8 protein-coding genes are annotated in these 13,719 nt (G+C 41.4%); 3 read left to right on the top strand and 5 right to left on the bottom strand.

Annotation, left to right across the window (positions count from 1 at the left end; all coding sequences use genetic code 11):
- Positions 1-37: 37 nt before the first annotated feature.
- The 5 genes from ONT18_RS09305 to ONT18_RS09285 all read right to left on the bottom strand — a co-directional run bounded on the left by ONT18_RS09305 (position 38) and on the right by ONT18_RS09285 (position 6,832).
- Positions 38-1,297 (bottom strand): ATP-binding protein, encoded by a 1,260-nt coding sequence (locus ONT18_RS09305; protein ID WP_264905143.1) that lies wholly within the window; start codon positions 1,295-1,297, stop codon positions 38-40.
- 184 nt (positions 1,298-1,481) lie between these two features.
- The gene (locus ONT18_RS09300) at positions 1,482-2,624 is read right to left on the bottom strand and encodes an OmpA family protein (protein WP_264905141.1); all 1,143 of its coding nucleotides are present in this window, start codon (positions 2,622-2,624) and stop codon (positions 1,482-1,484) included.
- Positions 2,625-2,667: 43 nt separating this feature from the next.
- A complete protein-coding gene (locus ONT18_RS09295) occupies positions 2,668-3,147 on the bottom strand; it encodes a hypothetical protein (protein ID WP_264905139.1) in 480 nt (159 codons plus the stop codon).
- A gap of 223 nt (positions 3,148-3,370) precedes the next feature.
- Positions 3,371-6,445: a DUF4988 domain-containing protein gene (locus ONT18_RS09290; protein ID WP_264905137.1), complete on the bottom strand. Its 3,075-nt coding sequence runs from the start codon at positions 6,443-6,445 to the stop codon at positions 3,371-3,373.
- Between the two features lie 111 nt (positions 6,446-6,556).
- Positions 6,557-6,832 carry a hypothetical protein gene (locus ONT18_RS09285; RefSeq protein ID WP_264905135.1) on the bottom strand — a complete coding sequence of 92 codons (276 nt, stop codon included), beginning with the start codon at positions 6,830-6,832 and terminating at the stop codon, positions 6,557-6,559.
- 497 nt (positions 6,833-7,329) lie between these two features.
- Here ONT18_RS09285 and ONT18_RS09280 point away from each other — a divergent pair, with 497 nt between their 5' ends.
- The 3 genes from ONT18_RS09280 to ONT18_RS09270 all read left to right on the top strand — a co-directional run bounded on the left by ONT18_RS09280 (position 7,330) and on the right by ONT18_RS09270 (position 13,709).
- The gene (locus tag ONT18_RS09280; RefSeq protein ID WP_244263576.1) at positions 7,330-8,079 is read left to right on the top strand and encodes an Abi family protein; all 750 of its coding nucleotides are present in this window, start codon (positions 7,330-7,332) and stop codon (positions 8,077-8,079) included.
- Positions 8,080-8,890: 811 nt separating this feature from the next.
- Positions 8,891-9,937 carry a tyrosine-type recombinase/integrase gene (locus ONT18_RS09275; protein ID WP_264905131.1) on the top strand — a complete coding sequence of 349 codons (1,047 nt, stop codon included), beginning with the start codon at positions 8,891-8,893 and terminating at the stop codon, positions 9,935-9,937.
- A 769-nt stretch (positions 9,938-10,706) separates the two neighbouring features.
- On the top strand, positions 10,707-13,709 hold the full coding sequence (locus ONT18_RS09270) for a DUF4988 domain-containing protein (protein ID WP_264905129.1): 3,003 nt from the start codon (positions 10,707-10,709) through the stop codon (positions 13,707-13,709).
- The last annotated feature ends 10 nt before the right edge of the window (positions 13,710-13,719 follow it).

Genomic DNA, 13,719 nt, shown 5'->3' with positions numbered 1-13,719 from the left:
AAAGCCCCGACTGCAGAACAGCAGTCGGGGCTTAGGCTTAATATCTCTCTATACTCTGCTCATCTAGCAAAAAGTCGAAGAGTCCAATCGTGACGACACCATCATCATCAATCTTTCTCTTAATATCATCTTTCACAACAATTACTTTTCTAAAATTGTCAGCGATATTTATAAGAGAACGACGCTCCTGTTTCTCTTTATCCTTAGTTGGCATATTAAAAGCCGACTGAATATACACACGTTCGGGACCATTATTTACTACAAAATCAACTTCTAGTTTACTACGTTTCCTTTTTCCATTCTCGTCCGTTGTCCAACATTCAACTAAACCGACATCAACCAAGTAACCTCGCATTCTTAGTTCATTATAAATGACATTTTCCATAATATGTGTTTCTTCTTGTTGTCTGAGATTCAATACTATATTTCTCAATCCCAAATCACAAAAATAATACTTAGTCTCTGTACCAATATACTTTCTACCTTTAACATCATACCTGAGAGCCTCTTCTATAAGAAAAGCATCCTGTATGTCTGAGATGTATTCATTTATTGTCTTATCAGTTATTTGTAATTGACTTACAGATTGAAAGGTATTACAAATCCTGGTCGGATTAGTAGAAGAGCCTATTCCTGATGCTAAAATACGCACAAGTTCACGTAACCCCTCTGGCACTTTAATTTTATTACGCTCTACAATATCCTTAATATATGTCACTTCATAAATATCCCTAAGATAGCTACGTTTGGCTCTTTCTGTATCTAAAGACAAAATCTGGGGAAGTCCTCCAAAAGTATAGTAGTCTTTCCACGCTTGCGAGCGTTCTCCCCCCACAGCACCATAATATTCAGAAAACGACAACGGCCAAATTCTTATTTCCTGTCCTCTTCCACGGAATTCGGTAACAACATCTTTGGACAGGAACTTCGAGTTTGAACCTGATACATAAACTTCAGTATTAGGAGTATGCATTAGGCTAAGCAATACTCCTATAAAATCATCAACAAGTTGAATTTCATCAAGAAAAATAAAATTTGTTTTGCCATCACTTTTTATACGAGAATCAAGATAATCAAGCAAAGCATCAGGATCACAAAGTTTGCGATTACGTCTATCATCAAGAGACACTTCTATCAGATGCCCTTCATCTACCCCATGCTGCAAAAGGTACTGATGAAAGATTTGGAACAGCAAGAAGGACTTTCCACATCTTCTTCCACCAGTTACTATTTTTACTAGTCCATTACCTTGACCAGCTACCAACATTTCCAAATATTTCTGCCGAGTTATAATCATTGTATTCCGAATTTTTGTGCAGTTGCACAGATTTTCGGAACAAAGGTAAGAAATACTGCTGAAAATCAACTAATAAAGCATTAATAATTAAGAATAATTATCATTTGAAAGAAAAACGGGGCACCCTTGAGGATGCCCCGCCACCAATTAAAATAATTGATTGTCGCATTATAAACTTACCGTACTACTTAGCGATCATGATCGTTACACGGTTCTCTGCGTTTTCTGCAAAAGGCTGCACACGTGCACCCTTAGATTCTTCTGTAATGCGCTCTGAAGGTATATTATATTTCTTTGTCAGCATCCAAACCACAGCTGCTGCTCGCTTGGCAGCGATGCGGTCGTTGATGACGTCATTGCCTGTACCCTTGTCAGCATAGCCGGTTACTACAACCTTTGCCTCTGTGTTCTTGTTTAGGAAGTCAACCACCTCACGGATCTTAGCATCCTCAGAAGGAGCAATCTTGTAAGAATTGATGGTGAAGAAGATGTCACGGCGAATCTCCTCTACCTTCTTTTCTACAGGAGCTGGCTTAGGCTCTGGCTTAGGAGCTACATATTCCTGCTTAGGAGCTGGTGCCGGAGCAGGTTCCTCTACCGGCTTAGCCTTCTTGGTATAGCTCTTGCCCAGGTTGATGCGTACACCTGCCAGTGCATTGAAGTACCAGTCAGGGTTATCTGCCTTCTTAGAGTTGTACTTGTCTGAAATCATGTTGGCATTACCTTCAAGCATGATGCTCACAGCCTTGCTTACCTTGAATTCCAGGTCGATACCGGCTCTGCCGTAAGGGCGAACCTTCTTTCCCTGCCAGAGATATTCCAGCAGATAGTTGCTCTGATTCTTGATGTTAGCAGCCAGGTCGTTTACCTCCTGGTTAGCTCCTGCCCAGTTGATACCACCACCAACGAAGGCAGTAGCGCTAAACACGCGGTTCGGGTTCCAACCACAGAAGAGGTTAGAGAGGTTGAACATGAAGTCCACACCCGGAGCTACATATTTCCATTTGTAGCTGGCGGTATACGGAGTACCGTCCTTGGTAGCCTTGTATCCGTTCCATCCGCCCTTGCTCCAGATACCGTTTATCTGACCACGGAGTCCGAAAACAGGAGAGAACTGGTAGCCGATAGCACCCTGGAAGTTAGGAGAAAGCAAGTCTGAGAAGCTTGCCTCACCTACAGTATATTGCCCACCAGCCTGAACATCCAGGAACCAGTGACGCTTAAACTGATATTCGTTTCCATCCTTGTCTGTGTAGGATGCTTGCGCCATAGCGGCTGTAGAGCCGATGACGAGCAAAGTTGATGCCATAAATAGTTTAATCTTCATATGGTTTTATGTTTTTATGTTTTATACTTAGCAGAATAGTAAACTATTTTTGTTTCGCCTTATTCAATTTCACTTTCTCCTTAGTCTTTGCCTTTTCCTTTTTTTGGAAGTTCTTTTCTACGGAGTCTCGTTTATCAGGATCAACTACCCCTTTGTCACCATATTCGGTGTTGTTGAGACAGAGTAGCCAGTTACCCATGTAGTTGACAGGCTTGAAGAACATCTTGGTGGATATTTCTGGACTATCGCCTTCAGCTTTCTTCATGATGACATAGCAAAGAACCTCATTGAGATTAGCTTCTTCAAACTTGATGTACTCGATTCGGTAATCTACCATTGGGAAAAGCTCTAACATATGCTTGACTTCTGCCATTTCATCGTTGTTTAATGGCTGAGGTTCTTCCTTCAGGTCGTTAGCTGCACGATAAAGCATACCTGCTGCCTCTGTGAAGTTCTTTTCTTTAGCATAGGTAAAGAATCTGTCTACCAATTGTTTGACGGCAAGGGTGTCTTTCCCTGTCATGCTTTCTTCAAATTTCGTAGGAGGCGGGCCTTGAGGTTTTTCCTTCTTGGAGCTACATGAGTTGCAAGAACTCAAACTTAGAATCAGCACAGATGTAATGAGAAAAATAATTAATTTCAAAGATTTCATACAGCTTATATTTAAAAGAAATACTGCTAATATCTAAGAGAAAGGAGGACGGAGTTTCGCTCCGCCCTCCTTGATATTAGTTTTTTGTTTCTAATTAGTGCTTTCTAGCAGCTGCTGATGCTGGATTTACATGGAACTGGATATTTGTGTACAATGTACCCCAGTTGTATGTAATAGCAACAGGTATCTTAACATCGAAACCATTTGCACGGCTCTGGTTAACCTGTACCAAAGAAACAGTACCGAAGTCGCTTACTACGCCATTGCCTCCTACAGCAAGAGTGCCTTCATTGTAAGTTACCTTGATGTCATCTTCATCAATCTTCTTCCAAGCACCACTATAGTTAGTGGTAATGTCGCCATCCTTCTTGATAGATGCTATCTTATAGAAGTTCTTGAATGCAACCTGCGAATTACTATTTGCATAGAATTTAGCCTGAGTATAGTTGTTGAAATCTACAAACTCGAATTTAACAGGCACATTTGTCATTGATGAGTAATTGTTCAATGTCATAGCTGGAACAGATACACTCTTTACAAAGAGAGGCTTGATAACCTTCACATCAAACATCTTGTTGGTTAAATTAATCAAGTCTGATGCAGGATCACAAGTCTTTACATCTGCAAGGACTGTGAATGTTAATGCGTCAGCAAGCTCAGAAACACTGCCATACTTGTTCAAGATATCCTTTGTGTAGACGTTCTTCTTTACATTGATAGTACCATCTGCTGCTGTGATAGTAGCCAATTCATGACTAACTGTACCTGCAGATGCAGAGATTGTAGTACCATCTGTGCTCACAGAGATATCATATTTTGTATTGCTCTTAGCACCATAGAATGTCTTGTGAGACTGGTCTGCGGTTGGAGCAAACTTATATGTCACGCTAGCTGCACCAGCGAGAGCTGCATACTGATCCTTAATCTGGTTCTTGACAATTTCAACAAGTGTAGAGTTGAATGTACTAGCTACCACCAAATTGTCGAACTCACATGTTGCACCATTCTGAGTAGCATTACCTACCTGAATATGGAGCTGGTCAAAGCCTGCGGTGTTCGCATTTGCCTTATGCCAAGCAGCTGCCTTCTTGTCAGAGTCCTTGATAGTTGCAGTTGGGGTATTGTGAACCTTTGGTGCTGTCCAAGACAACTTAACATAGATATCCTTCAAAGCTCTTGCTGTAGCCTTAGGAGCGAACTTAACCCAAATAGTGATTACATCGCCATCCTTCTTCAACAACTGATAAGCCTCGTTTTCTGTAACAGTCCACTTTAAAACATTAGTCTGGTGACCGCCAACAGCATCTGTTGTGCTAACTACAGTACCTACGCTTGGTGTAAGTACATCGAAACCGTTCTGAGCGTTTTGCTTATATTGAATACCATCTACGAATTTATAGTTAGCCTCGAATTCAGACTTACTCATGTCAATCTTAGCGAGAACCTTGCTCTCAACCTCATCCCATGTGATAGCCTGTACGCCATCTAAGACATTACCTGCACAGCCTACAGTATAATCCTTCTTGATACCATCAGATTCAACAGTTTCTGGAGTTGCATTTATATCTGTAATTTCAACTTTGATGTAACCAACAGAAGCAATAGCATCACCAGAGTTACCATCAACCAAAGTTACACGTACAAGCGGAGTACGACCGATTATCTGACGACCAGTAGCGTCATCCTTGTAACCCTTTACCTTGAAGAGGTCGCCTTCAATTGTTGCGTGATCACTCTCATTGGTATCATAGTTAGGAGAAATGTAGCCAATCAACTCATACTTCAACTTGAAGTTCTGCTCGTTAATCGTGGTCTGTCCACCCCAGAGAGAATATTGGTTGTTTAACTTATAGTGAACATCCATCCAATTGTCGAGGTGAATACCCTTCTCATCATTGTATGGAATAGTCAATACAGGAGCATGAACGTCATTCACTGCGTCGCTTGCTGTGGTAGCCAATGTCTGGCAAGCAGCATCCTGCTTATCAACAGTTCCCTCAGTAGCAACCTTGTTGATAGAGAAGTCTGTAATCTTGAAATGCTTGAGAGCAGCAAAATCAGATGTTACGAGAGTATCCTTTACTTCTTTATCATCTTTCTTAATAGTATACTTGTAACGAAGTGCTGCAACATCAACCTTGTTGTTTGTTTCTGTCAAAGCATTTCCGTTAGCCATACCGAAGTGAACTTTAATCATACCATTTTCGTTGTCTTTATCCACCTTGGTAATCTTGATGTCATTGCTAGTAGCACGAGTCAAAATGTCCGCAGTGTTAAGCAATAATGAATAATGGCTGAGATCTTTAGTGTCAACTGACGCATTAGATGGATTGAGATAGTAAGAAGCTACAGCGTCAGTAACAATTGATACATGATTTCCTGAATTTTCTGTACCCAAATCGTCTATCTGATTCTTTGTAACATCAGCCTTCGCCAACTCAATAGGATTGTAGTCGAAAGAGTAAACTGGAATAGTCTCAATACCTTCCCAATAAGCCTTTGGACTAAAAACTAAAGACAACAGCTTGCTAGTCAAGTTGATGACAATCTTGCCGCCTTCTACACCACTTACATTGTTGAGTGTAAGAGCATCTTCTGTCCAAATGGCAGTAAGAGTTTTGGCACTTACATAAGAGATACCAGTATCTCTCTTGGTCTCACCATTAACCTCCCAGAATGTACCAGTAGATGCATTTGGCTCATAGTACTTACCATCCTTACCAGGAGCGCCAGGAGTTCCAGCTGTGCCAGCAGCACCAGCAGCACCATCAGTACCTACAGCCTTGTAATCTGTCTTTGTGTCATTCTTGTACCAGTAGCCATCGTCACCGATCTTCCAAACGTCAGCATCCTTACCTGGTGTACCTGGGGCACCAGCAGCACCCGCTTCACCTTTGGCTCCGTCTTTACCATTTGTGATAATGTAATCTTTTGGATTACCATTCTGATTCAATGTGATTTTCAGACCGTTCTCTACAGGAGTAACACTAGTCAGAATTGCGCCATTGTCAATTTGACCCTGGATCTTACTTACCATCTCATTCAACTTGTCAATCTGAGACTGCAAGCTGCTGATGTCATCGTCGTAGTCTTTACAAGAAGTAAATGTGCTTACCGAGGCAATTGTCAATGCACCCATAAGCAGCGCGCTAAAATACTTTCTTTTCATACGGTAATAATTTATAAAGTTATACGATTTTCCTAGCCTTTCGGCAGGAAGTTATTAATTAATTCTCTATATCGAATTAAGAGTTCCGTTTGATGAAAAGAGTCTGCACTCTTAGAAAAGTTCTTCGTTCTTTCTCAAAGGTCCTCTTAGAAAAGTTATTTTATTGTTCTTATATGTCGTGTGGCTTTTTATGACCACTAAGTTCTTATTAATTTTTGTATTATCTCCAGCCGGGAGATTTTTCATGTTGCAAATATAGGCATATTTTTCGAAACTTGCAAGTTTTTGAGCATTTTTTTTCAAAAAAAGGCTAATTTTCTTATGTTTTTTATAAAATAGCCCCCATATTGGGCTTCTAACCCGTCCATTTTCCCTGTTTTTTTCCATTTTGCCGATATAAAACCTACACCTTATTATATATAGGGGAGATTGGCGGTCCTACACCTTATTATATATAGGAGCTTCATACAATTCGGAGGTTGGGTGCTAAAGAATAGGAAAGAGATAAAAAACAAAGCGGTATTTTTAGAAACTTTTCTCCACTGACAAAACGTGATTCTATGATCAGATTTGGCATTATTAAATATAAATATGTTAAAGAATCCACTTTAGAATGATTTTTCTTGCTAAAAAGTTTGTATTGTCAATGATTATTCGTATCTTTGCAGCAACAGAATCCGCCACGCTTCCCATTAGAACAGCGAACCAGGGCGGGTCTTTTGCTTTTTATGAGTACATTAAGATTATACACTAAGCAGGCTCTTTCTATTTCTGAACAAATAGAACTACTAAAAAGTAGAGGCTTAAATATTGCTGATTCATCCAAGACTGCAAAATTTCTTGGAGAGGTCAGTTATTTTCGTTTTGTTCAATACCTTCGTCCAATGGAGGCAGATAAAACTTCACATCAATTTAAGCCTAATAGTAGATTTGAAGATGCCGTAGCTCTCTACAACTTTGATATGGAGTTGAGAGACTTGATGTTCAAAGCTATCCAACGATTAGAGATAGCTTTGCGCACAAAAATTATACAAGAGTTCTCATTGGAACATGGACCATTTTGGTTCTTTGATACAAGCCTTGCTGATGACGAACATAAGTTTATTGAGAATATGAACTCCATAGACAGAGAGCTTCAACGTAGTAAAGAGGACTTTATCAAGGAGCATAGGCGCAACTATGACAAGCCAATTTTCCCACCAGCATGGAAAACTCTTGAACTGGCATCTTTCGGTACGCTTTCAAAACTCTATTACAATTTCTGTGACAAGAAATTGAAGAAGCGTGTAGCTCGTCAGTTCAATCTTCCTCAGCATGAGGTATTGGAAAGCTGGATGCGTAGCGTAACTGTCTTGAGAAACTGTTGCGCTCACCACTCACGCCTCTGGAACCGTTATCTTTCTACAGCTCCTCAAATGAGCGCTTCTTTACGTGGTGCATGGGTGAACATAGAAGGTGTAGATGCAAACAAAGTATATGCTATAGCCTGTTGTATTGCATATTGGCTTGATTCCATGGGATACGGATTGGACTTCAAGAACAAGCTCAAATCCTTACTCGCTTCTTATTCACAGGTAGATCCGACAGCTATGGGGTTTCCTGAAAATTGGATTTCCGAGCCCCTATGGAGATAACTTTACAGACTCAAAAACAAGTTAGTCTGTCGGCAGTGAACTTTTCACTATCGACTGCTTTTTAATTAACGACCCTACACCTTATTATATATAGGAGCTTCATACAATTCGGAGGTTGGGTGCTTAAGAATAGGAAAGAAGTATAATATTTCAAAGAGGGTGTGTCATAACTCCATGACGCACTTTTTTTACTTTTAATAAAGGCTGGGCAGCAAGCCCCGAACGCCTAATAGACTAGCGAATCGTATTATACCAAGCCACCTCATTCTGATAACTCAAGTGCTTCATTCAGCTAACTGAGCTACTTCGTTCAGCCAACAGAGCTATTTCATTCAGCTAACAGAGCTATTTCATTCAGCCAACAGAGCTATTTCATTCAGCTAACAGAGCTATTTCATTCAGCTACTTCAACCATATCATTCTGACACTTCAAGTACTTCATTCAGCTAACAGAGCTACTTCGTTCAACCAACGCAGCCATATTATTCAGCCAACGAAATTGACTCTTCCACCCAACGAAGTCGAATCTTTAACCCAACGAAATCGAATCTTCTGCCCAGCGCAGTCGTATCTTTAACCCAACGCAGTCATATCTATCGACTCTATGAAACGTATGAACTTGTTAAATGACGTACATGATTTCATCTACTTACTTAAACTGGCTGCCCATTACACCTTATCATATATACTGGCATAGATGTGAATATCGGAAAAAGCTTTGTGTAATCCAGAGATTAATCGTAACTTTGTTGGCAGTTTACTAAATTGTTATACAACAAAGCACTTCATTCAACATAATATTCACATAAAAATGATACTAAGAATAGAAATTCCACAGGAACTTATTCGGCAAGATGCAGAAATCGTCATCAAAGTAAGCAACAGAAACAATGCACTGGGATATGTCATAGAGAAAGGTAGCGAACATGATGCGCTGCAAATAGCCAAAGAAGATACGAATGTTTGTCCGATGCTGGGCGAATATGTCAGGGAACTCACCCAGCGACTCTACAGAAATGGCAAGCACCGGTCTGCCGAAATATATACATGCACCTTGCGCAGCTTCATGAGATTCAGAAAAGAGAAAGACCTGCAGATTTGCCAACTCGACAGCCTCATCATGGAAGATTACGAGAGTTATCTGAGAAAGAGCGGTCTCACGCTGAACACCATCTCTTTTTACATGAAGCGACTCCGAGCCATCTACAACAAAGCTCTGGAGCAATATGGATTAGAAGACCGCAACCCCTTCGTCCACTCTTTCACCAAGAACACCCCGACTGCCAAAAGAGCACTTACAGCGGAAAACATCCATCAGATAGTCGCTGCAACAACCATCACCGAGGAGGAAGCACTGGCGAGAGATCTCTTCCTCTTCAGTTTTTATACCCGAGGCATGTCGTTCGTAGATATCGCCTTTCTTGAAAAAGGAAGCCTTAAGGACGGGCAGCTCATATACAAGAGAAAGAAAACGGGTAAAGAACTGAGGGTGGCATGGCGCCCCTGCATGCAAGAGATTGCAGACCGCCACCCTTCACTCGACGGCAAACATCTGCTGGGTATCGTAAACCAGAACGTAGTTACTGATGTCAGGAAACAGTATCACTACCGCCAATGTAGGGTGAACAAGGCATTGCAGAAGTTCACCCGGCGTATCGGCATGCCGATGAAAGTAACGATGTACTGCGCCCGTCACTCCTGGGCTACCATCGCCAAGGAGAAGAACATCCCCATCAGCGTGATAAGTGACAGCATGGGGCACAACTCAGAGAAAATCACGCGCATCTATCTGAAAAGTATCAATGACGATGTGATAGACAGATACAACGATATGCTTATCGAAGCTATCAGTATATGAGAGGAAGGTAGAGTTTTTCCGCCAACGACGCAGGAAAAATTACGTCACGACGTAGCAGTAGCTACGTCACGACGTAACAACAACTACGTCCCGACGCAGTGACAGCTACGTCGTGACGCAGTTTCAGAAGCATCCTACCCATTATCAAGTAAGGCTCTTGTGAAGTTCAAAAGAGCCTTTTTTGAATCTAAAGTAAGCCTCACTTCCATTTTTGGTGATAAAAAGACGAAAAAGGGGTTATATTGAACGCAAAAAACCTTGTTTTGTTCAGTCGTTGCACCAAGCGTCCCAATGAATAGAAAAAACAAAAAGTAAGCAAGAAACACCTGAATATCAGCTAATTATGCCAGTTTTGGCATACCTAGGGCGTGGCAATAGGTGGCAATAAGGTGACAATAGAAATAGAGACTACTGTCACCATTAAACCATTGTATACCAGTGATTTAATATGCGTGTGGCAAATGTGGCAATAAAATCGAGAAAAAAAATTCTCATGCAGATATTTAGGGTTACCTTTCCATTCCATAGCATATCTCCCGGCTGGAGATATTTCAAAGACGATAAGAACTGAGTGGCGATAAAAAGCCACAATATTTAAGAACGATAAAAAATAACTTTTCTAAGAGGACCTTTGAAACTGAAAAAAGAACTTTTCTAAGAGTGCAGACTCTTTTCATCAAACGGAACTCTTAATTCGATATAGAGAATTAATTAATAACTTCCTGCCGAAAGGCTAGGAAAATCGTATAACTTTATAAATTATTACCGTATGAAAAGAAAGTATTTTAGCGCGCTGCTTATGGGTGCATTGACAATTGCCTCGGTAAGCACATTTACTTCTTGTAAAGACTACGATGATGACATCAGCGGTTTGCAGAGTCAGATTGACCAATTGAAGAAGACCATTGATGAAATCAATTCTCAGATTACAGCTGGTAGTGTTCTCACAGATGTAGTAAAGAACGACAATGGTATTACAGTCAAATTGAGCAATGGTAAGACTTATGACATCACAAATGGTAAGGATGGTAAGGCTGGCTCAGTTGTTAAAATCGTTGACGGAGTTTGGTACATTGATGATGTAAGCACAGGCTTGAATGCTAAGGGCGACAAGGGTGATCCTGGTACACCGGGTGCTGCTGGAACTGGAACTGCTGGTAAGGACGGTGCTTACTACTTGCCAAAGGAAGATGGCTATTTCTACAAGGTTGATGGCAATACAGAAACCAAGACCAATATTATGTGGAAGACAGCTTCTAATGATGCTATCACAGCAGTTATGGGCGAGGAAGACTTGAAGTTGGGTCACGTACTCAAGTCTGATGGTACTTATGGTGAATACACCATCTCATTGAGCAACAACCTCCGTGGTTTCGTGTTCCAGAAAGACAACGACTCACGTGCATACGTTGACGGTGTTCCAGCAATCCGTATCTCTTCATTTAGCTACAATGATTTGAGTGCTGGTGCAACAAAGGATAGCGAGAAGGAAATTTGGACAGGAGCAAAGGAAGCTACTGTCATCAACCCTGAGACATACGCTTACTATCACGTAATTCCAGCCAACGCTTCTGAGGCACAGTTGAAGAACTTGATGTTTGCTCTTGAGGCTAATGGTGATTACATCCAGAGCCGTGCCGCTGCATCTAAGGATTTCGCTGCAAAGCCTGAGTTTGTAGAGTTCAAGGACGGTATCTTGAAGGTTAAGGTGAACGTAACAGGTACACCTGCTACTGATGAGAAGATTACTACTGTTGCTTTACAGGCTAACAGAAAGAATGGTGAGGTTGTAACTTCTGACTACACCACTATCTACAAGAACGACATGGATCCATTGTTCCTCGCAGATACAGTGAAGATCAACAAGAAGGAAAACTATCACTTCCGCCGTGGTACTGTAGGTATCTCTAACAAGGATACTGAGGCTGGCACTAAGGTTAAGGGCTATGAAGTTTGGAGCAAAGATGCTCAGAAAAAGGCTGAGGTTGATACTGTTGTAGCTTACAACGGCAAGCTCGACTTGTCTACCTTCGTAGGTGTTCACCAGAAGAGCAAGACAGGTTGCTCTGTCGTTAAGGATCTTTCTCCACTTGGCATGAGCATCAAGTACGATGTAGTTAAGAACTACATCCTTGGCGAAAAGACCAAGACCGACCAGAAGGATTTCATTTCTGTATCAGAGGATGGTATCGTAACTCCTAAGGTATTCAGCACATCCGGTGAGGCTGCTATCGACCGTACTCCTATCGTACGTGTAAGCTTGATGAACGGCTCAAAGGTTGTTGAGGTAGCTTATGTAAAGATTAAGATTGTTAGACCAGAGGAGATTATCCCTGCTAAGGATCCTATCCCATTGACTGTAGACAACTTTAAGTTTGTATGTGATAAGGCTGGAGCATCAAAGACTACTGTTGAGCAAATCAACGTACAGTTGTACAACAAGCTTGGCATGAGTAAGAAGGAGTTCCACACAGCTTATCCATACTTTACAGATTGCTCTCATGTAAAGAGCGATGTTGGTAATGTTGCTGAAATCAAGGAGACAGATGCAGAGGGTGGCAAGACTTACCTTTACGAGTGGACTATCTCTAACGATGACTTGTGGAAGCACGCTGGCGAAGAGGTTTCTAACGAAATCGTATTCAAGAACAAAGAAACTGGCGCAACAGACTCTGTAGTCGTTGTGTTGAAGTCTAAGATTGACGGTGTCAAGAAGACTTATAATGTTTGGACGAAAAAGGCTGACGCTGATGCAGTGAAGGAAAAAGCTCACTACTACCTCGATTACTGGAACAATACAGACAATCCTACGTATGCTAAGCTGAATGTTCAAACTCCAAACACTGGTGATAAAGAATCAAAGAATTGTAAGTTTGTTTGCGACTTGAACGCCCCATTCTACAATGTTGACGGCCAATTGTACCTCGGTGAGAACATCACAAATCTCCAGTATTTCTTCTGTGCAGATAAGGACGGTGTTGCAACTATCAAGGACATCGACGATGCTAAGGTTACATTCTCTGTAGAGAATAGTGGTCTTGAGTTGTGGGCTTCTGCTACTGTTGGCAAAACAACTTACGCTAAGCAGTTGATTGCAACCATCAACAATGCGAAATCAACTGGAGTTTACGGTGTTGAGCGCAAGAACTCTATCGAATTGAACAAGGATGGCGTCCTCGCTAAGTACTTGTTGAACACCAAGAAGTTGTACACATACATCGGTGCCAAGGCTAATGTTTGTAAGGATAAGGACAAGGAAGTAGCAATTACCTTCGGTGGTAAGAATCACTTCCAGGCTAACTTTGTTCGTCCAATTGACATCGCAACAAATGCTAATGACAACTTCATCGATGGTGTAGACTTGGGTGAGAAGGGTTCATACATCACAATCGAGGATTTGATTTCTCCATCTGACTGGCGTCTTGATGCCAAGACTGGTGCGCACCGCCTCTTCTCTGACTATCCTACATACTGGGATTTCTACGGCCCATTTGAGGTCGAGGCTCTTATCAAGCAGGCTCAGTGCGACTTGAACGGTGAACTTCAGGCTGTTCCAGCCACAATCGTTCTTGATCAGGTAGCTACAATTAGCGGTGCAACCACTACCACTAAGTTCGGCTACATCACATACCGCAACAACGGTGCAGGTGTTCAGAACGCATTCAACGTTTACATCCCTGTTAAGGTTAAGTATGGTTGGGGTGAGATTGTAACAGATCCTATCAAGGTTAATGTTGCTACAACTATTCAGGCTAATGCCAAAAAGAAGTAAGTAGATCTCA

Source organism: Segatella copri, from assembly GCF_026015295.1.
GTDB classification, from domain to species: Bacteria; Bacteroidota; Bacteroidia; order Bacteroidales; family Bacteroidaceae; genus Prevotella; species Prevotella copri_C.
Note: the sequence above shows the minus strand (reverse complement) of the source record. Positions and strands in the feature narration are given on the sequence as shown.

Coding starts and splice junctions, on each gene's coding strand:
- ONT18_RS09285 (WP_264905135.1), bottom strand. CDS start 6,832: ATGGAAAAAAACAGGGAAAATGGACGGGTTAGAAGCCCAATATGGGGG.
- ONT18_RS09295 (WP_264905139.1), bottom strand. CDS start 3,147: ATGACAGGGAAAGACACCCTTGCCGTCAAACAATTGGTAGACAGATTC.
- ONT18_RS09300 (WP_264905141.1), bottom strand. CDS start 2,624: ATGAAGATTAAACTATTTATGGCATCAACTTTGCTCGTCATCGGCTCT.
- ONT18_RS09275 (WP_264905131.1), top strand. CDS start 8,891: ATGATACTAAGAATAGAAATTCCACAGGAACTTATTCGGCAAGATGCA.
- ONT18_RS09290 (WP_264905137.1), bottom strand. CDS start 6,445: ATGAAAAGAAAGTATTTTAGCGCGCTGCTTATGGGTGCATTGACAATT.
- ONT18_RS09305 (WP_264905143.1), bottom strand. CDS start 1,297: ATGATTATAACTCGGCAGAAATATTTGGAAATGTTGGTAGCTGGTCAA.
- ONT18_RS09270 (WP_264905129.1), top strand. CDS start 10,707: ATGAAAAGAAAGTATTTTAGCGCGCTGCTTATGGGTGCATTGACAATT.
- ONT18_RS09280 (WP_244263576.1), top strand. CDS start 7,330: ATGGAGGCAGATAAAACTTCACATCAATTTAAGCCTAATAGTAGATTT.